Raw genomic sequence first — 24,180 nt, forward strand, 5'->3', positions numbered from 1 at the left:
ATATTATTTATTATAAAAAATAAGTATCTACAAAATGTAGATACTTATTTCATCTATTTACTATTATTATACACCCTTTATTAATTATAGAACCCTGATACATCATCAGTTAGGTCTATCAAGATATTCTTCATTTGTGAGTAGTGTTCGAGAATTACTTTGTGAGTTTCACGACCAATTCCCGATTTTTTATATCCACCAAATGGTGCATGTTCTGGAATCTGATTATATGTATTAATCCACATTCTTCCAGTTTCTACACTACGAGCAATATTTAATGCTCTATTTATATTTTTAGAAAATACTGCTCCAGCTAATCCATACTCACTATCATTCGCTTGTTCAATAACTTCTTCATCTGTTTTAAATTTAATTATTACTGATACTGGACCAAATACTTCTTCTTGAGAAATTCTACAACCATTATTAACACCTGTGATTAAAGTTGGTTTCACAAAAGCACCTTTATCACAACCATTTTCTAAATAACGTTCTCCCCCAACAAGAATCTCTCCTCCTTCTTTTTTTGCAAGTTCTATATATTTAACTATTCTTTCTGCTTGTCTTTCATCAATTTGACTACCCATTTGTGTATTAGGATCTAATGGATTTCCTATAACAAGTTTACTGAATCTATCCTTCACTTTTTCCACAAACTCATCATAAATTCCTTCTTGAACAAATATTCTTGATCCTGCACAGCACACTTGCCCTTGATTAAATAAAATTCCTAATTGTGCACCATCTAGGGCTTTTTCTATGTCAGCATCATCTAAAATAATATTTGCTGATTTACCTCCAAGTTCTAGTGTTGCAGGAATTAATTTTTCTGCAGCAGCCAGTGCAATCTGCTTCCCAATTTCGGTTGAACCAGTAAATGCTAATTTATTTAATCCATTATGATTTTTTAAATATTCTCCAGACTTACTTCCACGTCCAGTTACTACATTAAGAACTCCCTTAGGTAAAACATCTTGAATTAATTCAACAAAAGTTAACAAGCTAAGTGAAGTCAAACTAGATGGTTTAATAACTACTGTATTTCCTGCAGCTAACGCTGGGGCTAGTTTCCACGCTGCCATTAAAAATGGAAAGTTCCAAGGAATAATTTGTCCAACTACACCTATTGGTTCTCTTAGAATTAGACTTAAAAATTTTTCATCTAATACTGTTGCTTGCCCTTCATCAGCCAAAATACAGCCTGCAAAATATCTGAAATGTCTAGCACTCATAGGTACATCAACACTTAAAGTTTCTCTAATTGGTTTCCCATTATCCAAAGTTTCTGTTTGTGCCAAAAGTTCTGCATTAGCATCAATTATATCAGCAATTTTATTTAAAATAGCTGCTCTCTCATTTACTGTTGTTTTTTTCCAACTTTTAAATGCTTTTTGTGCTGATGTTACAGCATTATTAACATCCCCCTCTGTTGCATCTGGAAAATTTGCTAAATATTCTGAAGTAGCTGGATTATATGACTTAACAACTAACTTATCAGAAGAGTCTACCCATTCTCCATTTATAAACATTCTAAAGTTTTCTTTTTTTAATTTTCCCATATGTGAAATCTCCTTAATATTATTTTTACCATAATATCATATTAATGTATACGTTTCAATTTTTTTGCTTATCACTTCTTTCTTGTATTTTTTGGTTCTTTGTTAAGTTTTCGATAGAAAAAATGATGAAAAAATATTTTTTATATTAGATTTGTAAATTATATATATTAGTTATATCTTTTTAGATAATAGGTACAACCAAATATACCTATTATTCAATATATTTTAACCTTGCACAAAATATTATTAATAAAAAAAGGAATAGATATTTTGAAAAAACCTTATTCATCAATATAAAAGTATGATAAATTAAAAGTGTTGGTAATAAGTATATACTTTAGTTAATATGTAGTTGCAAAATGCATATTTTGTTTTACATTCGTAAAGGAGGTAAAATGAATACTGAAAAATATATAGAAATAGCGATATTTGTTGTAATAACAGTGCTGTTGTCAACAATAACATCATATTTAACTGTAAAAAAGATAGAAAAATTAAAAAAAAAAGAAAAAGAGACGATAATTAACTTATCTATTTAGAGAGGGCGACTTTAATAAATTGATTTCAATGAAGTCACAATTTTAAAGTCGCTCTCCATAGTTGTGTGATATAAACTCTGTAAATTCCTTTTTGTTATAAAAAGTGAACTAGTTTTTCTGATCTCACTATATATAAATGGTAGGTTAATTAAATAATCTCCGCTATATACATAAAACATATCTTGCTTTATTATTATTTCTTTTGTTTTTAATTTTGCTTCTAACTCTTTTTTATTAATTTCGGTGAAATAAATTTTAAAAAAATTATAAAACATTTACGTATATAAAAAACAACCCTTTAACAATAATGTAAAAGGGTTGTTAACTCTATTATCTACTGTAGTACTCAACGATAAGTTGTTCGTTAATTTCTGGGTGTAGTTCACTTCTTTCTGGAAGTCTTACTAATGATCCTTCTAATTTATCAGCATCAAAAGTTAAATACTCAGGTACGAAGTTTGTAATTTCTACAGCTTCTTTGATAATTTCTAGATTTCTTGATTTTTCTCTTACTGAAATCACTTGCCCAGGTTTAACAGCATATGAAGCTATATCTACTTTTTTACCATCTACAAGAACGTGTCCGTGGTTAACTAATTGTCTAGCTTGACGGTTAGTTCTTGCTAATCCTAGACTATAAACTACTGAATCTAAACGAGTAGCCAATAAAGCCATGAAGTTTTCACCGTGTAGACCTTGAAGTTTTCCAGCTTTATCGAATAATTTACGGAATTGTTTTTCGTTCATACCATGTAGGTAACGAAGTTTTTGTTTTTCTTGTAATTGTAAACCATACTCAGATAGTTTTTTTCTTAAGTTAGGACCATGTTGTCCTGGTGCGTAAGGGCGTTTTGCTAACTCCTTACCAGTACCGCTTAGTGAAATTCCTAAACGACGAGATTTTTTCCAAGTTGAACCTGTAAAACGAGCCATTATATGCTCCTCCTTTTTCTTTTTGTTTTGATTTTGTAAAACAAAAAGCACGATTATCGTTGTTGTATATGTTATAAAATTGGAACTTCGCCTAGCAGCATAGGCTACAGGTTGCCACATTAAAAAATGTATAACATAGAGGCAATAACAATTAATCCACTGCTATTATTTTACACTAGTTAATAGTTTAACATTATTTCATATCTTCGTCAACTAATTATTTAAATTTTTAAAAAAATTTTTTTAATTTATTATAGGATATAAAATATAATTTTAACATTATATTGAAAAAATAATATAACTTTATTTCAAAAAATTATTTTTTATAAACACCCACATTGAAAAGTTAAATTATAAAAATATTGTTACCATATTTAGTAAAGTTTCACAAAAAAAGACATCAAAGAAAATTCTTTGATGTCCAATGTTGGTAAAATACCAGTAAATATTAACGTTTTGAGAATTGAGGAGCACGTCTCGCACCACGAAGACCGTATTTTTTACGTTCTTTCATACGAGGGTCACGAGTTAGTAATCCTGCTGGTTTTAAATCTTTACGGTATTCTGGATTTACTTCTAGTAAAGCACGAGCGATTCCGTGACGAATTGCTTGAGCTTGTCCTGTATATCCTCCACCTTGTACGTTAACTAAAACGTCATAGTTTCTTGTAGTAGATGTAACTTCTAAAGGTTGCATTAAATCTAATACTAATGATTCTAATGGTAAGTATTCACGCATATCTCTGTTATTAATAACAACTTTCCCTGTCCCAGGTACTAATCTTACACGTGCTACTGAGCTTTTACGGCGTCCTGTACCGCGATATTCTACTTGTGCCATTTAATTATTTCCTCCTATATTAACCACGTAATTCGTATTTTTCTGGTTTTTGTGCTGCATGTGGATGTTCTGAACCACGGTAAACGTGAAGTTTCATACCTTGAGCTCTACCTAAAGTATTTTTTGGTAACATACCTTTAATAGAAAGCTCTAAAAGTTCTTCTGGATATTTTTCTACCATTAATCCAGCAGTTCTTTCCTTTAATCCACCTGGGTGCATTGTGTGACGGCGATAAATTTTATCAGATAATTTTTTACCAGTTAACACAATTTTCTCAGCGTTGATAATGATAACATTATCCCCAGTATCGATATGTGGTGTATAAGTAGGTTTATGTTTCCCTCTTAAAATTGAAGCTACTTCTGATGATAAACGACCTAAAGTTTGACCTTCAGCATCGATTACATACCATTTTTTTTCTACAGTTGATGGCTTTGCCATATATGTTTGACGCATGTCTTTTTTCCTCCTAGATGTTGTTTTAAATCTGTCATAACGACTAAGTTTTCCGGGGCTTACTCGTGAAGATATATAAACAATATCATTAGATATCATACATTATTTGAAAGTAAATGTCAAGATAAAATACCGATACTTTTATATATTTTTCATATTTTTATACTAATTGCTCCAATGCTGCTTTAATTCGTGTTTGTACCCTTTCTTTCCCTAAAAGTTCTAAGCTCGTATTAAGCTCTGGACCGTGCATTGATCCAGTAGAAGCTATTCTTATTGGCATAAATAGATTTTTCCCTTTTACACCAGTATCTTTTTGAATAGTTTTAATAAGCACTTTAATATTCTCTGATGAAAAATCTTCGATATCTTCTAATTTTTCTAAGAAATTTTCAAAAACCACTTTTGTTGTCTCTTGTTTTAAAATGTCTAATTCTTCCTCATCAAAATCAATTTCCTCTACAAAGAATTGTTTCGTCAATTCTACGATTTCTGCACCATAGCTCATTTGTGGTTGGTATAAAGAAATTAATTTTTCAAACCACTCTCTATTAGTTTCCACTTCTTCTGCTGTTGCTACATTATTTTTTACAAAGAAAGGTAATGATAAATCTACAATTCTTTCTAATGGTTGTGCTTTGATATATTGATTGTTTATCCATGTTAATTTGTTATTATCAAAAAACGCTGGCGATTTACTCAAACGTTTTTCGTCAAAAATTTCAATAAATTGTTCTTTGGTAAATATTTCTTCCTCACCTTCTGGTGACCAGCCTAAAAGTGTAATAAAATTGAATAGTGCTTCTGGCAAGTATCCTAAGTCATCATATTGTTCTATAAATTGGATAATAGTTTCATCACGTTTTGATAATTTTTTCTTGTTTTCATTAACAATTAATGTCATATGTCCAAAAATTGGTGCTTCAAAACCTAATGCTTCATAAACGACTAACTGTTTAGGTGTATTAGATACATGATCATCTCCACGAAGTACATGTGAAATCTCCATAAGATGATCATCAATAGCCACTGCAAAATTATATGTTGCTACTCCATCATTTTTTACAATAACAAAATCTCCAAAATCCTTTCCTTCAAATGATAATTCACCTTTTACCATATCATTAAAACTATATGTTCGATCCTGTGGAACACGTATACGAATTGAAGGTTTTCTTCCTTCACGTTCAAAAGCATCCTGTTCCTCTTTTGTTAAATGTGCATGTTTCCCACTATAACGTGGAGGAAGTCCATTAGCTATTTGTTCTTCTCTTTCTGCTTCTAATTCTTCAGCTGTCATGTAGCACTTATATGCTTTGTCTTCAGACAATAATTGTTCAGCATATTTTTGATAAATTTCTATTCTTTCTGATTGACGATAAGGACCAAATTCTTTTTCTTTACCAATACCTTCATCATAATCAAGACCTAGCCAATTCATGTATTTTAATTGGCTACGTTCACCTTCTTCTTTATTGCGTTTAAAGTCTGTATCTTCTATTCTTAATACAAAATCTCCTCCATAATGTTTTGCAAACAAATAATTAAATAAAGCCGTTCTTGCATTTCCGATATGTAGGTTTCCTGTTGGAGATGGTGCATATCTTACTCGTACTTTTGTCATAGTTATCTCCTTTTTACTTTCTTAAATTTATAATACTAAATCATTATATCACAAAGCTATACATTTTTTCAATGTAGAAAAAGCAATAATTAACATAAAAAGATTGCATTTAAATTGCACTTTTTAGTGCATTTCTATACAATCTTTTTTATTATTATTGAATTTCAATCGGATATTTAAAACTTTGTGAAATTAAGTTTGTCATCTCTTCTATGCCATTTTTATTTAAATGTACCTTGTCAGGTTCAAAATATTCTGAGTGTTCATTGGCAATCGAATACCAATCTATTACTGTTACATTTGAATATTTTTGTTTAATATTTTCTAATGTAGAATTTACATTTTTTTCCCATGCTCTTGGAACTTTTATATTTACAAAATAAATATCCGATTTATCAAATTTTTTCACCAATTCATCTGCTTGGTTTTCTGTAAAAGGACCATTCGTTCCCAATTGAAATACTACAGCTGTATTTTCACTATTATATTTAATATATGAATCCGCTGCTGAACTTGCTGCAGTTAATTGACGACTCACCTTACCATCTATAATTGCTCCAGGATACTTTTCTTTCACTTTTTCTCCTATATCTACAGTTAAAGAATCACCAAGAATTATAAGTGAACTATATTTTTTCTCATTATTGTTTTTATCAGTTCTTTTTTCATTACTATCTTGTGTCCTATCATTAGTTATGAATTGATTTTCTCTATTACCATCCATTTCTTGAACAAAAGCTGTTGATATAAATGGAATTCCTTTTCCAAACATTCCCATAGCAAATAATATCATAATTACACCAAAACTTGCTGTTATACTTCTTCTTGTACTTAATTTAAGTTTACAAATTTTCTTATATAATAAATTTATATAATTGTTAAATCCTAATCTTCTTATTGGCATTTCTACAAAAATATAACTTATTGAAGCTACTAAAACTATTAAAATAATTCTCAAAAACACATAGATTAATTTAGGGCTTCCTATTTCAGAAACTGGAGTTGTTAAAACTACTATTGGAAAATGCCACAAATACAAACTATAAGAAATTTTCCCGATAAATACTAATGGTTTAAATGATAATATTCTAGAAAACATTGTATTTTGATGCCCACTAGAAATAATAATTATTAACGCCAATACCGCAACTAATAAAAATCCTCCTCTATATAACCATGTATTATATTCTGATGTAAAAATCATTATTAACACAAAAATAACTAGTGACACCATGGAAATCAAGCTGTAAATTATATTTTCTTTTAGGGTTACTTTTTGAAATAATTTATCTATTGGATAAATTATTGCTCCTATAACCCCCACCAATAATGAAAATGCTCGAGTATCAGTTCCAAAATAAATTCTACTAATATTATTAATATCAAATAAAACTATATGTACAACTAATGATATGAATATTAAACCTAAAATGATATATTTAAAATTATTGTTTAAAGCGTAGCTACCTTCTTTATTTTTTACTTTTCTATTGAATAGTAAAAATATTAGTGGAAAAAACATATAAAACTGTTCTTCAATTGCCAAAGACCAAAGATGTTTAAAAGGGCTTTGTGCCCCAAAAGTATCAAAATAATTTAACTTATGAAAAATGTACCACCAATTACTACTATATACATATCCAAATACTGCATCAAGATGACTCTTTCTAAGTAGCACACCATTAAATAAAGTTATAAAAACAAGAACAATAGTTATCATAAAATAAACTGCAGGTAAAAGTCTTCTGGCTCTTCTTACATAAAAATTATATAGGTTCAGTGTTCCTGTTTTTTTATACTCTTTTATAATTAAAGAACTAATTAAATAACCTGAAAGTACAAAAAACAAATCTACCCCCAAAAAACCTCCTGGAAGATAATTTACGTCAATATGATAAATAATAACTGCGATTACTGCAATAGCTCTTAAACTATCTATACTTGGTAAATATTTTGATTTGTTCATAAACTTCCTCCTAATCTTTAAACATTGCTAATGCTACACGACCACGTTTAGTGTCTATGTCAATAACATAAACATCTACAATTTCTCCCACACTCAAAATATCAAGTGGATTTTTAATATATTTTTTACTTATTTTCGAAATATGAATCAATGCATCTTGTTTTAATCCGATATCAACAAATGCACCAAATTGTGTAATATTTCTAACAGTCCCAGCAAGTTTTACACCTATTTTCAAATCATCTATTGATAAAATGTCTGACTTCAAAAGTGGTTTAGCAAATGACTCACGTTCATCTCTAAGTGGCTGCTTTAAGTCTTTAATTATATCTTCCAATGTTTCGATTCCTATTTCCAATTTTTCTGCTAAATCATGTTTATCCAATACTTCAATTTTTTTTGAAAATTCCTCTGTACCTACATCTTTAATTGTTAATTCCAAGTGGTTTAGCAAATTTTCTGCTACTTTGTAACTTTCTGGATGTATTCCTGTTGCATCGAAAATATTTTTCCCATCAGGTATTCTGAAAAAACCAACACATTGCTCAAAAGTTTTTTTACCTAATCTTGGTACTTTTGAAATTTCTTTTATTGTTTCTATTTTCCCATTCTCGTGGCGATATTCAACTATATTTTTTGCAATTTGCTTATTAACTCCAGACACATAAGAAAGTAATGACACTGAGGCAGTATTTACATTAACCCCTACTTTATTTACGGCTGTTTCTACAACAAACTTTAGTTCTTTTTCTAGAAATTTTTGACTTATATCATGTTGATATTGTCCGACTCCTATAGATTTAGGATCTATTTTCACAAGTTCACTTAATGGGTCTTGTATACGCCTTGCTATTGAAACTGCGCTACGTTCTTCAACATTAAAGTCTGGAAATTCTTCTCGTGCTACTTCACTTGCAGAATATACGCTTGCACCAGCTTCATTAACTATTACATAATCTATCTTCAGACCTGATTCTTTTAAATTTTCTACAACAAAGCTCTCAGTTTCTCTTGAAGCAGTTCCATTCCCAATAGCAATCAAGTTTATATTGTATTTTTCTATAAATTTGATTAAATCCTTTTTAGATTTTTCTTGTTTTTCTTTTGAAGCTGGTTTATGTGGATATACTACCATTTTATCAATAAAGTTTCCATACTCATCCACTATTGCCATCTTACATCCTGTTCTAAATGCAGGATCTATACCTAAAACCTTTTTATTTTTCAATGGACTTTGCATTAAAAGTTGTTTTAAATTTTCTGAGAAAATTACGACTGACTCTTCTTCTGCTTTTTTTGTTAAATCACTGCGAATTTCTCTTTCAATTGATGGGTAAATCAATCTTTTCATACTGTCTAAAATACATTCCATCAGTAAATCGCCTAGTTCTGTCTGTCTATTTTTCGTTATTCCTCTTAGAATATATTGACTTATTCTATCCTTATCATTTTCGATATTTACTCTTATGATTCCTTCTTTTTCAGCTCTATTTAGTGCTAAAATTCTATGAGAGGCGATTTTAGAAACTCGTTCGCTATACTCATAGTAATTTTTATATGTACCATTTTCATCTTTTTTCTCCCCATCTTTTTTCAAAACTGAAGAAATAAGACCAAATTTTTTGGTATTATCTAGGAGATATTCACGATATTTTGCATTGTCAGAAATATTTTCTGCAATAATATCTAATGCATAACTAATAGCTTCATCTATCGAATTAACTTCCTTTTCTTCATTAATATATTTTTTTGCTTCAATTTTTAAATCACTTAATTTCTTTGGAAGTTTTAAAATAAAATTCGCTAATTCTTCTAAACCTTTTTCTTTTGCTATAGTTGCTTTAGTACGTTTTTTTTCTTTAAATGGTCTATATAAATCTTCTACACGTTGGAGCTTAGCCTGTGCAAGAATATTTTTTTTTAACTCTTCCGTTAACATCCCTTTTTCGTCAATCAAGCGAATAACCTCTTCTTTTCTCTCTTCTAACGATTTTAAATAATTAAACTCATCTTGAATTTGTTTAATCGCAACTTCATCTAACGAATTTGTTAACTCTTTTCTGTACCTAGCTATAAATGCTATCGTATTTCCTTCTTCTAATAAATTAAGTACATTAGTTACATATTTTTCTTGAATTTGTAATTTAATCGCTAAATTTTTCGTAATAGTATCGTACATTTTATATCTCCATGTTATTTGTATAATATTTTCTTGGAACTCTTGGATTTATGCAACAAAATATTTCATAACTTATTGTATTTTGATAAGCGGCAAAATCATCTACTGATATTATTTGATTATTGTACTCACCAAAAATTACAACATCATCACCAACTTTTATTTTCTCTGTGCACTTCACCATAAGTTGATCCATGCAAACTCGCCCTACTATTTTACATTTTTCTCCTGCCACATTAATTTCAAAACCTTGTGCTCTACGCAAAAGCCCATCTGCATAGCCTATTGGAATTGTCGCTATATATTCATCTTCTTTAGTTTCATAAGTAGCTCCATAACCTACTTTTGCTCCTTTTGGAATTTTTTTCACATGAGTAACCTTGCTAACTAAACTAGTTACCGTTTCTAAAGAAATCTTTCCTAATTTCTCTATATTTTCACTAGGATAACAACCATAAAGAGCAATACCTAATCTTGATAAATTGTAATTATCCTCTCTTTGACTGTACCTAACTGCTCCTGCAGAATTTTCTATGTGAATGTATTGAGGTTTATTAGTAAATAACTTAAGAAGTTTTTCAAAATTAGTTGTTTGATAAGCGTCATACTCTTCATCATCTCCATCAGCATTTGAATAATGTGAAAATATCCCCTCAAACTCAATTTTTTCTGAACCTAACAGTTCATCAACTTCCATAATTTCTTTTTTATCAAAAATTCCAATTCTATTCATTCCTGTTTCTAACTTAACATGTATTCTCAATTTACCATCAAGATTTTTCAATTCCTCTATAACATTTTCTAGCCAAGATTTTGATGGACAAGTTAACGAAATATTATTTTCCACTGCATATTTTATATTTTTTGGATTTACTACCCCTAGTACCAAAACTAAACTATCTTTTATATTTTCTTTTATTTCAAGAGCTTCTTCTAAGGTTGCAACAGCAAAATATCTCACTCCACTTTTATAAAGAAATTCTGATATAGATTTCGCACCTAGCCCATAGGCATTAGCTTTAACAATAGCTAAACCTATTTTTTTATCCGAAAGTGAATTTAATTTATTATAATTACTCAATAAAGCATCAAGATTTATTCTTAAATGCGTTGGTCTATCGTTTATCATTACAATCTCCTTTTTCTAAAATAACAAAAGCAACTACTGTTGTATCAGTGTGACTAATAGTAAGATGAGTTACAAAATCCTCATATACTATATAAGGTTTTCCTAATTTATCTTTTAAAACTTCTACATCATGAAATGAAAACTCCTTAGAAATACCAGTACCAAGTGCTTTAGAAGTTGCCTCTTTAACAGCAAAACGTCCTGCTAAAAATTCCAACTTTCTACGATGGTTTGTTATTTTATAAAATTCATCTAATTCTTTTTCTGTATATATTTTTTTCAGTCGTTCTTTGTTTTGAACATATTTTTCAAATCTTATAATATCAACAATATCACAACCTATTCCATAAATCATTTATTACCTCTTTATTATTAAATATATCTTTTTATTATACCATTAATATCTATTTTATGAAAGGAGTAACTTCTTAGAGTTAGGTTTTATAATTTATGTGTTTAACTTTACATAATTAAATTAAACATGCTTCTAAATAATCTTAAAAACCTTATAGAGTAAATTTTTATTTCGTAACTACTAAAATAAAAAATGATTGAAATAGATATTAGAAACTTAAAATTTTCTACTTCACTATCCCAATCATTTTCTACTATTCAGTTTCTCCTACTTTCTCCAACTGCTCTACTATTTTTTTATCATAATAATCGCTAAGATTTTTTATACTATACATTTTATTTATATATATTCCAATTACGCTAAACATCACAACAATAACGAGTAAAGTTACCAAAAGTGAAACTACAATGGCATTACCGCTTTTATATTTCCTTTTCATCCCTTTCATTATCCTCCTTGGAATTTTTATCCTTTAACGTGATGCACAAGTCTCTTTTTATACCGCTTCTATCTTCTATGTAAATTTTTACTACATTATTATTTTGAGTTATAGAGTAACTCTTTAAATTTTTCAAAAGTAATATATACCCTGCGTATGAATTTGTATTCTTCATTTTTTCAATATACACTCTATTCCCTTGAAAGATCAATTTTGTCTCTACTTTATCTTTTTCAGAAGTCATTATTATATAATTACTTTCACGTTCAACCTTATCACTTGAATTATAGATTTCAAAAATCTTTTTATGTGCCACTGCATATTCGTAATTAGTAAAATTCAAAAAATTTCTTGATGTAGTTAAAGTAGTTTTTAAAATAAGCATAAGTAATAACGAAAGTATTATCAATAGAAACAATGATACTGTAAGTTCAAGAAGTGTAAAACCTTGTTTCCTTTTATTCATAGCTAATACGCTCGCCTGTATTTTCATCAACCACTTCAGCTTTTCTACCATCTACTACTATATTGTATTCTCTACGATGCGAACTGAAATTTTTCTCTTTGTTGTGATTACTAATTTCTTCATACAACAATTCTTTCATTTCAAGTTGTTTCTCCATTTTAGACAAATTAGAATATTGTCTTACAAGATTAGGAATCAAAAACGCAAAAATCAACGAGCAAATAAATAATGCTCCAATCAAATCCACAAAAGTAAAACCGTTATTCTTAGATTTCATCTAAAGTTATATATCCAGTATCTAAATGTGCAATAATCCTATATGAAGTATTATCAAACTTAACATCTACTGTATTAGCCTTAGATACCAAATTCCCTTCTCTATATTTTAATCTAACTGTTCCTTTATTTAATATTATCCTTCCCTTTTGTGATAATTTTTTCCAAATAGATCTTCCATTATAGTATAGTACATATTCATTATCATTAGAAAAAAAATCAATATATACATTCTCATCATTCAAACTTGTAGTTTGTACACGATAAATATCAGATACTAATTCATCAACTGCTAATCTTTCTTTATATTTAGAATAATCGGCAACTGAATTCATTGATAAAATGATTATTATAAAACTTACGATAAAAAGCACTGCAATCATTTCTGTCAAACTAAAGAAACCTTTATTATTTTTGTAAAGTTGCTTTGCCATTAGAAATTACTATTTTTTTACCATTTGGAGCAGTACTTGCTTTATCAACTGGACCATCTAAATAATGTTTTTCCACAAGTTTTTCAAATGTTACATTTGAATCTTTTTCATTAATTTCATATGCTGTAACCTGAGACTGAACAGTTTTTTCATAGGCTTCTGAACTTTTATCTTTTGCTGTATCAATATTTTTAGTAATATTAGGTATAATAAGTATTAACAAAATAGCTATTATAAATAAAACGATCAACATTTCGATTAAAGTAAAACCCTCATTACGTTTTAATTTATTTTTCAACTTAAATATAATATTCTTCATAACTTCCTCCTTATTTCAGAGAATTTGCCATATTAAATATAGGTAATAAAATTACCATATATAGCCCAACAATAACTATTGCTAATATAGCAAATAGTATCGGTTGAATTTTCCTTAAACTTCTATCAAGTGATGTCAAAAATGTATCTAACATTAACTCACTAAACAACTTCAATTCCTTATCTATTAATCCATTATTTTTTCCATGAACAATAAATTTTCCTATTGTATCGTCAAAAAATTTAATTTTTGATACTGATTCTTCAAAGTTAACACCTTCATTCAAATCTTTTAAAATTTCTTTTGAAAAAAAGGTTAAATAATAATCGTATTCTTCTTCTATCATTACCTCTAATGCTGTCTTTAATGAAAAACCACTCATTAAAAATAGACTTAGCTCTAAAGAAAATATATATGAAAAATATAACTTTGCATATACCCGAATTTTAGGGATATATATCAATGAATTTAAAAATAATTTTTGCTTATATTTCATCATAAATAAAATATAAATCATAAATAAAAGGAATATCGTAAAAATAATAGATATAATTTTTGGAATACAATACAATGATTTTATAAGAATAATCGTCTGAAAATCCATTTTTATATTAGACGATGTATAAATATTTTCGAATTGAGGAATTACTAGCGCATTAAACACCATAATTAGTGTTATTAAGGTTATTGTTAAAAATATCGGATATCTTAATGTTTTTATTACTTTTTCTTTTTGCAAATTCTTTATTCTTAGATACGTTTCAATTTCTAATAACATATCTTCTATTTGTCCATAGTTTTCTGCAAATTTCATTTTACTAACTATCAACTGCGAATATCCAAGATATTTCAATATATCAGATAGTTTTTTCCCATTGGAGAGTTCTAATTTTATATTTTCAATATCAACAGATGCTACATTATATTGAATTAGAAGAAATTCTAAAGAGTCTTCTAACATATATCCATGATTAATAAGTTCATATAAACGTCTAATAAAATAAATTTTATTTTCCTCATCTAATAGTTTTCTAATATCCCCATTTTTCTTTTTCATAAGAAGTTATTAAAAGCCTACTTTCTGCTAAATCGAATTTATATTTTAAACATTTTTCATTTACTTTATTATTATCTATATAACCATAAATATCATCTTTTTTTAATATTTCTGTAACTAATCCCCTTTTTCCATTAGTTAAATTTACTAATCTCTGCGAAATTATACAAATTACAGTCTGCTTTATATCTTCTGATGTTAGTCCTAAATCCTTTAATCGATTAATGACACCAATTGAATCTTCTGCATGTATTGTGCTTAACACTAAATGACCAGAAAACGATGAAGTTACAACTTGAGCCGCTGTTTTAAAATCTCTTATTTCTCCTATCACAATAGCATCTGGATCACAACGTAAAATTGACTTCAAAGCGTTATCATAGTTGATTCCTGCCTTAGAATTAACTTGCATTTGTATTAAATTTTCTATATTTTTCTCTACTGGATCTTCTATTGTAATTACTTGCTTTTCAGCGTTAGCTAACTTACTAGCTAATTTGTACATAGATGTTGACTTTCCACTTCCCGTTGGACCGGAAAAAAGAACCAATCCATATGATTTTTTTGCTAAGTTATCAATAAAATCACTATCTTCTGGAAAAACACTATACTCAACATCTTCTATTTCATTTATAAATATTCTCACTACACATCCTTCTGTTAATTCACTTAACGGTAATGTAGAAACACGCAAATAGTAATCTCTATCTTCTAATCTATAAATAAATTTTCCACTTTGCGGTTCTTTATTCCTAGAAATATCTATATTTGCATTAAATTTCAGTAATGAGATTATGGATTCTAACTCCCTATTAGAAAATTCTTCATATTTACTCAGATTTCCATTTACTCTGAGTTTTATAAAGGACTTACCCGATATATGTGGGTATATATGAATATCGCTGGCTTTACTTTTTATAGAATAATCAATAATCTTTTTCATCATATCTTTTACATCAATAACTATCACCCTTTCCTATAAAAGAAAAAGTAAAATAAATATAGACTAAGTATATACATAGATACCTAGCCTATATTTTAACTATTAATTTAACATACTACATATAACTGATATAGCCTAAGTAATTTGAATTTTATTATAGATTCAAGTGCCTAGAAAAAGAATATCCCCTAAATCTTCTCAAAACCTCTTCTACTAGTTTACAATCTTCGCTATCTAAAGCCTTAATCATATCAATTACTTCAAAGTGAGTATCTGCTAACTCTGAACTTTCCCCTTTATTAATTTTATATCCAACTAATTCATCTATTGAGACATTATAAAGTTTTGCAATAGATACTAAAGTTGCAACATTAGGTTCGTTTCTTCCGTATTCCCAATTAGCATATACACCATGAGATGATAACTCTAATTTATTAGCAACTGTAGACATAGAGTAATTGTTCATTTTTCGAAGTTTTTTTAAGTTTTGTGCCAGTAATGTTCCTTTATTCTTCAAAGTAATCCTCCTTTCTTATCTATAATACATTATACATTGTTTTTTCTGAAAAATCAAATTAAATTATAAATTTTTAAGGTTTTTTTTATGATAATGAAAATTATTTTTTTTGCAATTTCATACAATTTTTACAGAAAAACTCTTAACAAGCTAGATATGTCAACCTTTATCTAAATAAAAACAACGCTTATGAAAGCGTTGTTTTTTCATTTTAATTAGGTTTTTCTACAGTTAATATTTTTATATTTTCTAACAAATTAATATAAACAAAATTTGCTGCTATCAACCCTGCTGTTGATGGACAAAATGCATTTGAAGCTGGTGGAAGTTTAACTTTCCTTATTTCTGAATCTTGTTTACCTATTTTTTCTATATATTCTTTATTTGCTATTGTTGGACTTTCTGTTGAATATACAACAGGAATTTTCCCTTTAATTTTTTCTTTTTTTATTTTATTCCTTATGACTTTTGCCAACGGACAAACGGCAGTTTTCCTTATATCTTCAATCTTAAATTTTGTTGGATCTAACTTGTTAGCAGAACCCATCACACTAATAAATTTTATATTATTTGTCAAGCAATATTTAATTAAGTGTAGCTTATAGCTTATAGTATCACAAGCATCGATAACAAAATCTAGTTTCTTCTCATAAAATTTTTTATAAGTTTCTTCTGTGTAAAAATCTTGAATAGCTATTACTTCGCAACTAGGATTAATGTCTAAGATACGTTTTTTCATCTCTTCTACTTTGCTTTTTCCTACTGTTTTTGTTGTAGCATGTAGTTGCCTGTTAATATTTGTTATATCTATATCATCCTTATCCATTATCACTAATGAACCTACCCCTGATCTAGCTAAAGACTCTGCTGCGAAAGAACCTACCCCTCCTATACCTAGAATTCCTACACGTTTACTCCTTAGTAATTCTAATCCTTCTGTACCTATTATTAATTCATTTCTTGAAAATTGATGTAACATTTCTTACTCCATTAAATAACTTTTATAACATATTGCTAAGTATAAATATGAAAAATATATTCATTAAAAAACATTTAATTAATATTCTTAAAAATTTAAATTTCAATTATATTTTTCTCTAAAACTTATAGAAAGTTTTCTAATATTTTTATTGATTAAAATTGGATTATTTGCCTAATAAAAAAGACTGGAGACAATTTTGAACCCAGTCTTGATGAAAAACCAAAGTACCGTAGATTCTCATCTGAATTGGTCCTGATATAATCAGGTGGGTACGATAGCATTATGTTCTAAAGTCTCCTTATAAAGAAGCATTTTATACTAATAAGTGATTTTCATTCCCTTTTAAAAAGTGTTAGGCCCGAATGTATGATGAGTCATACAAATACTCTAGTTATATATTTATATTTTACCACAAGAATCTTCTTTAGACAACATTAAAATTTCTACAATTTTTTATTATTTTTCTTTAATTCACACTAGAAATTCTTAGCAATATAGGTTTTTTCCATAAACATTTTCATTAAAAAAATATATTTTTAATATTTATGATTTTCAAATTAATTTTTTAGTATAATTTTATTCTTTACAAAAGTTTTTTCAGGAATTTTCCTGTATAACTTTTTTTATTTTCAATTAATTTTTCTGGAGTACATTCAGCCAAAATTGTTCCTCCTCCAACACCACCTTCTGGTCCTAAATCAATTAAATGATCACAACATTTGATAACATCTAAATTGTGTTCAATCACAACTACAGTATTTCCACCATCTACCAATTTATCAATAATTTTAATTAATCTACTAATATCATCTATATGCAATCCAGTTGTAGGTTCATCTAGGATGTAAAGAGTTTTACCTGTTGATTTTTTATACAATTCACTTGCCAGTTTTACTCTCTGTGCTTCTCCTCCTGATAGTGTAGTTGCACTTTGTCCCAAACGAATATAATCTAATCCAACATTTACAAGTGTCTCTAGTTTATTTTTTATTTTTGGAATATTTTCAAAAAATTCATAAGCCTCTTTTATTGTCATATCAAGAACATCGCTTATACTTTTTCCTTTATATTTCACCTCAAGCGTTTCCCTATTATATCTTTTTCCTTTACAAACTTCGCACGGAACATATACATCAGGTAAAAAGTGCATTTCAATTTTTAAAATTCCATCCCCTGTACATGATTCACATCTTCCACCTTTTACATTAAAACTAAATCTACCTTTTTTATAACCTCGTAATTTCGCTTCATTAGTATTTGCATAAAGATCTCGTATATCATCAAATACCCCTGTATATGTTGCTGGATTACTTCGTGGAGTTCTTCCAATTGGACTTTGATCAATATCAATAATTTTATCAATATTTTCTAAAACTCCAGTTACAGATTTCACAACTTCGCTATTTATTTCTTCTTTATTCAAGATATTTTTTACTGAATTAAACAAAATTTCATTAACAAGTGTTGATTTCCCACTTCCAGATACCCCTGTTACTCCTATAAATTTTCCTAAAGGAAATTTTACTGAAACATCTTTTAAGTTATTTTTTCTCGCTTTTTTTATTTCAATAAACTCCCCATTACCTTTGCGACGCACTTTAGGAATTTCTATTTTCATCTTTCCAGATAAGTACGCTCCGGTTATAGAATTCTTACTCTTCATAATTTCTTTAGGAGTTCCTACAGCAACAACTTCTCCCCCATGTTCTCCTGCTTTCGGTCCAATATCAACTATATAGTCACAAGCTAACATTGTGTCTTCATCATGCTCGACTACTAAGACAGTATTGCCTAAATCTCTCATTGACAACATTGTATTTATTAATTTTTCATTATCTCTTTGATGCAAACCTATTGAAGGTTCGTCAAGTATATATGTAACCCCCATTAACTTTGAACCTATTTGTGTTGCTAGTCTTATTCTTTGTGCTTCACCACCAGATAATGTACCCGAAGCACGATTTAATGTTAGATAATCTAAACCAACATCATTCAAGAATTGTAATCTTGATTTTATTTCACGTAATACTAATTTTGCAATCGTATAATCTTTTTCACTTAATTGTATATTGTTAAAAAAAGTATAACTATCTTTTATTGACATCTCACAAATTTCAGCAATATTTTTTTCAGCTACATACACAGAAAGAATCTCCGGTTTCAATCTTTGCCCGTGACAACTTGAACATTCATCCTCTTTTATATATTTCGCCATTGCCTCCCTCGTTGCTTTTGTCATTCCATTTTGATATCTTCGTAAAACATTACCACATACGCCTTCAAAATAAATTATACGAGAACGTCTTACCCCTTCATCATTTATGTACGAGTGAGTAACTTCTTCTTGATTATTTCCATAAAGAATAATATTTTGTTCCTCTTTTGATAGTTTTTTAAATGGAATAGTCATATCTATCTTAAAATGCTCACAAACTGATTTTATTAAACTTGGATAATATGTTGATGTTGCTGTATTATACACGACTACAGCTCCATCTTCTATTGATAGATCTTTTTGAATGATTTTATTTACATCGACAGTTTCATGCATACCTAATCCATCACATGCAGAACATGCACCTTGTGGATTATTAAACGAAAATATTCTTGGTTCCAAATCACCTAAGGTAAAATCACAATGTTTACAGCTATGTTTTGTTGAATATAAATAAATTTTATCTTCTTTAATATCTTCTATCTCTACTAAATCATTATTTGAGAGATTCAAAGAAGTCTCTAGTGAATCCGCTAATCTTGTTTCTATTCCTTCCTTGATTACTATTCTATCTATAATAACGCTAATAGTATGTTTTTTATTTTTGTCTAATTCTGGTATTTCATCAATTTCATAATTTTCGCCATCTACTTTATAACGAATATAACCATCTTTTGACAGCTTTTCTATTAGTTTTTTATGAGTTCCTTTTTTATCCTTAACTATTGGTGAAATAATTTGTATACGACTACGTTCTGGCATTGCCATTATAGAATCTACTATTTGACTTATAGAGCTACTTTCTATTTTTATATGATGATTCGGACAATAAATTTCTCCAATTCTAGCATATAAAAGACGCAAATAATCATATATTTCCGTAACAGTTGCCACTGTTGAACGTGGGTTTTTCGATGTTGTTTTTTGGTTGATAGAAATTGCAGGTGATAATCCTTCTATTAAGTCAACATCTGGTTTTTCTATATTTCCTAAAAATTGTCTAGCGTAAGCACTCAAACTTTCCACATATCGACGTTGTCCCTCTGCATAAATTGTATCAAATGCTAATGAACTTTTCCCACTTCCACTAAGTCCTGTAATAACAACAAATTTATCTCTTGGTATTTCCAGATTTATATTTTTTAAATTATTTTCCCTTGCTCCTTGTATTACTATTTTATTTTTCTTTTGCATCTTTCACCTCAAAATCTTAATTTATTACCTATCTAAAATTTTTATCACTTCTAAATTAAAAAATTACCGACTACATAATTATAACATAAAATTTGTTCAAAATAGAAATAACTAATTTTATCATTTGATAAAATGTTTTGTAATTATTATATTAAATAGCCCTAGTTAGAAGAATTTCATTTATTAAAAATAATCAAACTCTGAGTACAAAATAAATTATTTTTATAAAAAAACGTATCGTATTAGTTTCCTATCTATTCACTTATAAAAAACAACGGAAAAAACTTCTCCGTTGTTTAAAAATTTTTATTTTACATTATCCATATCATATAACATTTTATATTTTTTATTATTTTTATAAAGTTCTTCATGACTTCCATCCATCTCTATCTTACCATCCTTAATAAAAATAATTCTATCCATATATTTTATCGAATTTAAATGATGTGTTATCCAAACTATTGTCTTATTTTTGCTTGTTTCAAAAATTGTTTTTAACAATTCATGCTCCGTTTTAGGATCAAGACCCACTGTTGGCTCATCAAGTAAAAGCAGTTCATTATTTTGAATAATTGTTCTAGCAAATGCAATTCTTTGTCTCTCTCCACCTGAAAATCTACTTCCAGTTTCAAATATATTTGTATTGATACCATCTGGTAAAGTTGATATAAGATTTGTTAATTGTGAATTTTTTAAACTATCTTTAATTCTTCTATCTATTTCTTCCTCGCCAAGATTTAAACTCTCCTTATCAAGAAGAGATAATTTCAGATTCTCTTTAATAGTCATATCAAACAAATATGGTTTCTGATTTAAAAGAGAAATGCTAGTACCTAACATTTTCTCATTTGGTACTTTGTTTAACACTGAAATATTTCCACTATAGTTAGTGTGGGTACCTGTTAATAACTTTATCAATGTAGACTTCCCTACACCACTTCTACCAAGTATTGCTACTTTTTCTCCTTTTTTTATAGAAAAGGAAATATTATCAAGTATTTTTTTACCTTTTTCATATTCAAAAGAAACATCTTCTACATCAATTATGTTATCAGCTTTATTCATACTTTGTATTTCAACAAAATTTTCTTCTTTTTCACTAGCATAAAAGTCTTTTATCCTTTGAATAGAAACTTCGTATCCTGGTATATGTGCTACTGCTTCGCTGGTCATTACTGATACACTCATTACAGAAAGTGCCATCATACAAAAAGATGCAATATAAACATTTTCAATGCTGTCATTTAATGTCATGTTCCAACAACTATATATTATATAGAATACTGTAAAACCAGCTAAGGCATTAACTAAATTTTCTCTAAAATGAACAAATATTTTAATTCTTGATTCTCTCTTTAAAAGTTTCTCTTCTTTTCCTTGGTAATCCGTCATAAAATTTTCAACTTTATTAGAAGATATCCAGTCGCTAATACCAAAAATTGCACTGGTAAAATTTTTGTAAAGATCATATTTAGCATTTTTCATAATTTGAAAATTTTTACGTGTGAATATTAGAGAAACAAATGGTACTATAAAAATTATAAATAGACCAAACAGCGTCGCAAGCATCGCATAACTTGAATCATAACCAAACATTAAAGTCACAAAAATAACATATAAAATCAATGATACTATACTTGGAAAAATAGTTTTTAAATAAATATTTTGTAAATGCTCAATATCTTCAGCAATCAGTCCCAGTAGATCACCTGACTTATATTCTTTTTTTAATTTTAACGCTTTAGGTTCTAAAATTTTATAAACTCTACTACGCATTTTTTCAATAATACCTAAAACCAAATTATGACTCGTCAATCTTTGTAAATATGCAAAAGTTGATTGTGATAACGAGAAAGTACGTGTAAGAACTGTAGGAACTTGAAGCATAAGGATATTACCTACACGCAAAGATGATTTACTTATTAAAAATCCGGAAACATACATTAGTGCCGCACCACTAACTGTTGATAAAATTCCTAATATGACCACGGTACTCATCATTTTTTTATTTTTTTTAATTTCACTTCGCACTATAGAATTAGTTTTCACCGTAGCCACCTCCCACTAAATTAGATTTTAATTTTCCGTACTTACCAGATTTTTTAAATTCTGAAATTTTTTCAAAATCAACAAGATTTCCTACCGATAAATTAACAACATAATCCATATTGTTTAACCAATGTAATCTATGTGTTGCTATAATAACTGTACGTTTATCAAATAACTCTAACAATTTTTCTTTAATTTCAAATTCTGTCTCAATATCTAAATGACTAGTAGGTTCATCCAAAATAATAATTTCTCTATTACTTACCAAAGCACGAGCTATAGCAATACGTTGTGCTTGACCTCCACTAAGTTCTACACCTACTTCTCCTATCAAAGTGTCGTATTTATTTGGTAAGTTTTCTATAAACGTATCTAATCCAACTATTTTACAAATTTCTGCTAATCTTTCTTCACTAACTTCATCATCAACATAAAATAAAATATTATTTCTTACTGTATCGGGGAAAATATATGGGAATTGTGAAATATAAGAAATTTTAGACATCCAATTACTGTTTTTTAAAAATGTTTCTTCATTATTGATAAACACCTTTCCAGAACTTTGCTCATTAAATCCAGAAAGTATAGAAATAAGGGAAGTTTTTCCACTACCACTTAACCCAACCAAACATATCCTATCACCTTTGTGAACATCTATGTTTATATTTTTCAGAATTACTTTATCATCCTTCGATAAAGTAATATTTTCTAATGTAATTTTTTCTACATTACCCAATTTTTTATTTTTATTCACTTTGTTGTTATTCTGTACAATCATACGATTAATATCTTCATAAGCTATCTGTCCATCTAAAGTAGCATGATAGTCTGTTGCAGCTTGTTTCATTGGTAAGAAAAATTCTGGAGCAATTAACAATACCGTTAGTGATGGTAGTAAAATTGTACTACCATCAAGAAGAAGTATTCCCAATCTTACCGCTAATAAAGCAATAGCTATAGTAGTTAAAAAATCTAACGCAAAACTATTTAAAAATGCAAAAGTTAAAGTTTTCATTGTACTTCTTCTATATTCAGAGTTTTTTTTCTCCATAATAGGCAAATAATTTCTACTTATTCCTAAAAATTTCAAGGTTTCTACCCCGCGCACAGTATCAATAAAATTATTTGATAATGCACGATATTTTTTATATTGTTTGTTAGCCATATCCCGTGCGTTTATTCCCAATAAAATCATAAAAGCTACAATTACAGGTATCACTGATATTATAACAAGTGCGGATACATAATCTGTATAAAAAATAAAAATAACAACCAAGACAGGTATAACTGCCCCACGAATTTTTTTTGAAACATTTAGTTCAAAATATTGTTTAACTTTCCCTATTCCATCTATTGACAAAGTAACTAATTTTCCTGAACCTTCTTTGGCAGTAAAATCTGGACCTAAATTAAAATAGCTATAGAGTAATTTTTTTCTCAAATTTTTCTCAAACTCAATGGCATTTTTCTCTGTAAAGTATTGCTGTAAATGTAAAAATACTATTCTAAATATGTATCCTGTTAAAAAAAGAAAACTATCTCTTGCTACATTATCAAAATTTTTATCGAACAAGCCTACTATTGCTTTTCCTAAAAAGGCAGCTTGTATAATTATACAAGCTGCCTCTAATATTGATAATAGTAACAAAGTCAATGTTAAACTTTTTTTCACAGGAAGTTTTAATTTTTCTTCCTTTTTTTTCATTA

22 protein-coding genes and 1 other RNA gene are annotated in these 24,180 nt (G+C 28.3%); 1 reads left to right on the forward strand and 22 read right to left on the reverse strand.

Annotation, left to right across the window (positions count from 1 at the left end):
- Nucleotides 1–80: 80 nt before the first annotated feature.
- Nucleotides 81–1,559, reverse strand: a complete 1,479-nt coding sequence (locus H612_RS0100090) for an aldehyde dehydrogenase family protein (protein ID WP_027129614.1) — start codon at nucleotides 1,557–1,559, stop codon at nucleotides 81–83.
- A 395-nt stretch (nucleotides 1,560–1,954) separates the two neighbouring features.
- On the opposite strand from H612_RS0100090, the gene H612_RS09825 reads away from it, so the two are divergent.
- Nucleotides 1,955–2,098: a hypothetical protein gene (locus H612_RS09825; RefSeq protein WP_156882770.1), complete on the forward strand. Its 144-nt coding sequence runs from the start codon at nucleotides 1,955–1,957 to the stop codon at nucleotides 2,096–2,098.
- 330 nt (nucleotides 2,099–2,428) lie between these two features.
- Here H612_RS09825 and rpsD read toward each other — a convergent pair whose 3' ends face one another.
- From rpsD to cydD, 21 genes are all read right to left on the reverse strand, one after another.
- Nucleotides 2,429–3,031, reverse strand: a complete 603-nt coding sequence (gene rpsD / locus H612_RS0100105; RefSeq protein ID WP_027129616.1) for a 30S ribosomal protein S4 — start codon at nucleotides 3,029–3,031, stop codon at nucleotides 2,429–2,431.
- Nucleotides 3,032–3,479: 448 nt separating this feature from the next.
- Entirely contained in the window at nucleotides 3,480–3,872 is a 393-nt protein-coding gene (gene rpsI / locus H612_RS0100110; RefSeq protein ID WP_027129617.1) for a 30S ribosomal protein S9, read from the reverse strand.
- A gap of 19 nt (nucleotides 3,873–3,891) precedes the next feature.
- Complete coding sequence (rplM, locus tag H612_RS0100115) at nucleotides 3,892–4,329, reverse strand: 50S ribosomal protein L13 (protein ID WP_027129618.1); 438 nt, start codon at nucleotides 4,327–4,329, stop codon at nucleotides 3,892–3,894.
- Between the two features lie 160 nt (nucleotides 4,330–4,489).
- Nucleotides 4,490–5,953 (reverse strand): glutamate--tRNA ligase, encoded by a 1,464-nt coding sequence (gene gltX / locus H612_RS0100120; RefSeq protein ID WP_027129619.1) that lies wholly within the window; start codon nucleotides 5,951–5,953, stop codon nucleotides 4,490–4,492.
- A gap of 154 nt (nucleotides 5,954–6,107) precedes the next feature.
- On the reverse strand, nucleotides 6,108–7,919 hold the full coding sequence (locus H612_RS0100125) for an acyltransferase family protein (RefSeq protein WP_035500022.1): 1,812 nt from the start codon (nucleotides 7,917–7,919) through the stop codon (nucleotides 6,108–6,110).
- Nucleotides 7,920–7,929: 10 nt separating this feature from the next.
- The gene (locus H612_RS0100130; protein ID WP_027129621.1) at nucleotides 7,930–10,098 is read right to left on the reverse strand and encodes a Tex family protein; all 2,169 of its coding nucleotides are present in this window, start codon (nucleotides 10,096–10,098) and stop codon (nucleotides 7,930–7,932) included.
- 1 nt (nucleotide 10,099) lies between these two features.
- Complete coding sequence (gene alr, locus H612_RS0100135; RefSeq protein WP_084167218.1) at nucleotides 10,100–11,227, reverse strand: alanine racemase; 1,128 nt, start codon at nucleotides 11,225–11,227, stop codon at nucleotides 10,100–10,102.
- Nucleotides 11,214–11,582, reverse strand: coding sequence for a holo-ACP synthase (gene acpS, locus H612_RS0100140; protein WP_027129623.1), 369 nt, complete (start codon nucleotides 11,580–11,582; stop codon nucleotides 11,214–11,216). The genes alr and acpS overlap by 14 nt, the downstream gene beginning before the upstream one ends.
- A 253-nt stretch (nucleotides 11,583–11,835) precedes the next feature.
- On the reverse strand, nucleotides 11,836–12,021 hold the full coding sequence (locus H612_RS0100145) for a hypothetical protein (RefSeq protein WP_035500025.1): 186 nt from the start codon (nucleotides 12,019–12,021) through the stop codon (nucleotides 11,836–11,838).
- On the reverse strand, nucleotides 12,005–12,487 hold the full coding sequence (locus H612_RS0100150; RefSeq protein WP_245570423.1) for a prepilin-type N-terminal cleavage/methylation domain-containing protein: 483 nt from the start codon (nucleotides 12,485–12,487) through the stop codon (nucleotides 12,005–12,007). Before H612_RS0100150 ends, H612_RS0100145 begins: the two co-directional genes overlap by 17 nt.
- Nucleotides 12,480–12,764: a hypothetical protein gene (locus tag H612_RS0100155; protein ID WP_027129626.1), complete on the reverse strand. Its 285-nt coding sequence runs from the start codon at nucleotides 12,762–12,764 to the stop codon at nucleotides 12,480–12,482. Before H612_RS0100155 ends, H612_RS0100150 begins: the two co-directional genes overlap by 8 nt.
- Nucleotides 12,754–13,197, reverse strand: coding sequence for a hypothetical protein (locus tag H612_RS0100160; protein ID WP_027129627.1), 444 nt, complete (start codon nucleotides 13,195–13,197; stop codon nucleotides 12,754–12,756). The genes H612_RS0100155 and H612_RS0100160 overlap by 11 nt, the downstream gene beginning before the upstream one ends.
- Nucleotides 13,172–13,516 carry a competence type IV pilus major pilin ComGC gene (gene comGC, locus H612_RS0100165; RefSeq protein WP_027129628.1) on the reverse strand — a complete coding sequence of 115 codons (345 nt, stop codon included), beginning with the start codon at nucleotides 13,514–13,516 and terminating at the stop codon, nucleotides 13,172–13,174. The genes H612_RS0100160 and comGC overlap by 26 nt, the downstream gene beginning before the upstream one ends.
- Before the next feature lie 10 nt (nucleotides 13,517–13,526).
- The gene (comGB, locus tag H612_RS0100170; RefSeq protein ID WP_027129629.1) at nucleotides 13,527–14,573 is read right to left on the reverse strand and encodes a competence type IV pilus assembly protein ComGB; all 1,047 of its coding nucleotides are present in this window, start codon (nucleotides 14,571–14,573) and stop codon (nucleotides 13,527–13,529) included.
- A complete protein-coding gene (comGA, locus tag H612_RS0100175) occupies nucleotides 14,548–15,516 on the reverse strand; it encodes a competence type IV pilus ATPase ComGA (RefSeq protein WP_245570424.1) in 969 nt (322 codons plus the stop codon). The genes comGB and comGA overlap by 26 nt, the downstream gene beginning before the upstream one ends.
- 154 nt (nucleotides 15,517–15,670) lie before the next feature.
- The gene (locus H612_RS0100180; protein ID WP_027129631.1) at nucleotides 15,671–16,033 is read right to left on the reverse strand and encodes a helix-turn-helix domain-containing protein; all 363 of its coding nucleotides are present in this window, start codon (nucleotides 16,031–16,033) and stop codon (nucleotides 15,671–15,673) included.
- Nucleotides 16,034–16,244: 211 nt separating this feature from the next.
- A complete protein-coding gene (locus H612_RS0100185; protein ID WP_027129632.1) occupies nucleotides 16,245–17,012 on the reverse strand; it encodes a tRNA threonylcarbamoyladenosine dehydratase in 768 nt (255 codons plus the stop codon).
- 215 nt (nucleotides 17,013–17,227) lie between these two features.
- Nucleotides 17,228–17,412, reverse strand: a non-coding RNA gene (gene ssrS, locus H612_RS09660) — 6S RNA.
- 186 nt (nucleotides 17,413–17,598) lie between these two features.
- Complete coding sequence (uvrA, locus tag H612_RS0100190; protein WP_027129633.1) at nucleotides 17,599–20,424, reverse strand: excinuclease ABC subunit UvrA; 2,826 nt, start codon at nucleotides 20,422–20,424, stop codon at nucleotides 17,599–17,601.
- Between the two features lie 306 nt (nucleotides 20,425–20,730).
- Nucleotides 20,731–22,473 carry a thiol reductant ABC exporter subunit CydC gene (cydC, locus tag H612_RS0100195; RefSeq protein WP_027129634.1) on the reverse strand — a complete coding sequence of 581 codons (1,743 nt, stop codon included), beginning with the start codon at nucleotides 22,471–22,473 and terminating at the stop codon, nucleotides 20,731–20,733.
- A complete protein-coding gene (cydD, locus tag H612_RS0100200) occupies nucleotides 22,463–24,178 on the reverse strand; it encodes a thiol reductant ABC exporter subunit CydD (RefSeq protein WP_027129635.1) in 1,716 nt (571 codons plus the stop codon). Before cydD ends, cydC begins: the two co-directional genes overlap by 11 nt.
- Nucleotides 24,179–24,180: the final 2 nt, after the last annotated feature.

It is taken from the genome of Gemella cuniculi DSM 15828, from assembly GCF_000425665.1.
GTDB classification, from domain to species: Bacteria; Bacillota; Bacilli; order Staphylococcales; family Gemellaceae; genus Gemella; species Gemella cuniculi.

Coding starts and splice junctions, on each gene's coding strand:
- H612_RS0100090 (WP_027129614.1), bottom strand. CDS start 1,559: ATGGGAAAATTAAAAAAAGAAAACTTTAGAATGTTTATAAATGGAGAA.
- H612_RS09825 (WP_156882770.1), top strand. CDS start 1,955: ATGAATACTGAAAAATATATAGAAATAGCGATATTTGTTGTAATAACA.
- rpsD (WP_027129616.1), bottom strand. CDS start 3,031: ATGGCTCGTTTTACAGGTTCAACTTGGAAAAAATCTCGTCGTTTAGGA.
- rpsI (WP_027129617.1), bottom strand. CDS start 3,872: ATGGCACAAGTAGAATATCGCGGTACAGGACGCCGTAAAAGCTCAGTA.
- rplM (WP_027129618.1), bottom strand. CDS start 4,329: ATGCGTCAAACATATATGGCAAAGCCATCAACTGTAGAAAAAAAATGG.
- gltX (WP_027129619.1), bottom strand. CDS start 5,953: ATGACAAAAGTACGAGTAAGATATGCACCATCTCCAACAGGAAACCTA.
- H612_RS0100125 (WP_035500022.1), bottom strand. CDS start 7,919: ATGAACAAATCAAAATATTTACCAAGTATAGATAGTTTAAGAGCTATT.
- H612_RS0100130 (WP_027129621.1), bottom strand. CDS start 10,098: ATGTACGATACTATTACGAAAAATTTAGCGATTAAATTACAAATTCAA.
- alr (WP_084167218.1), bottom strand. CDS start 11,227: ATGATAAACGATAGACCAACGCATTTAAGAATAAATCTTGATGCTTTA.
- acpS (WP_027129623.1), bottom strand. CDS start 11,582: ATGATTTATGGAATAGGTTGTGATATTGTTGATATTATAAGATTTGAA.
- H612_RS0100145 (WP_035500025.1), bottom strand. CDS start 12,021: ATGAAAAGGAAATATAAAAGCGGTAATGCCATTGTAGTTTCACTTTTG.
- H612_RS0100150 (WP_245570423.1), bottom strand. CDS start 12,487: ATGAATAAAAGGAAACAAGGTTTTACACTTCTTGAACTTACAGTATCA.
- H612_RS0100155 (WP_027129626.1), bottom strand. CDS start 12,764: ATGAAATCTAAGAATAACGGTTTTACTTTTGTGGATTTGATTGGAGCA.
- H612_RS0100160 (WP_027129627.1), bottom strand. CDS start 13,197: ATGGCAAAGCAACTTTACAAAAATAATAAAGGTTTCTTTAGTTTGACA.
- comGC (WP_027129628.1), bottom strand. CDS start 13,516: ATGAAGAATATTATATTTAAGTTGAAAAATAAATTAAAACGTAATGAG.
- comGB (WP_027129629.1), bottom strand. CDS start 14,573: ATGAAAAAGAAAAATGGGGATATTAGAAAACTATTAGATGAGGAAAAT.
- comGA (WP_245570424.1), bottom strand. CDS start 15,516: ATGAAAAAGATTATTGATTATTCTATAAAAAGTAAAGCCAGCGATATT.
- H612_RS0100185 (WP_027129632.1), bottom strand. CDS start 17,012: ATGTTACATCAATTTTCAAGAAATGAATTAATAATAGGTACAGAAGGA.
- uvrA (WP_027129633.1), bottom strand. CDS start 20,424: ATGCAAAAGAAAAATAAAATAGTAATACAAGGAGCAAGGGAAAATAAT.
- cydD (WP_027129635.1), bottom strand. CDS start 24,178: ATGAAAAAAAAGGAAGAAAAATTAAAACTTCCTGTGAAAAAAAGTTTA.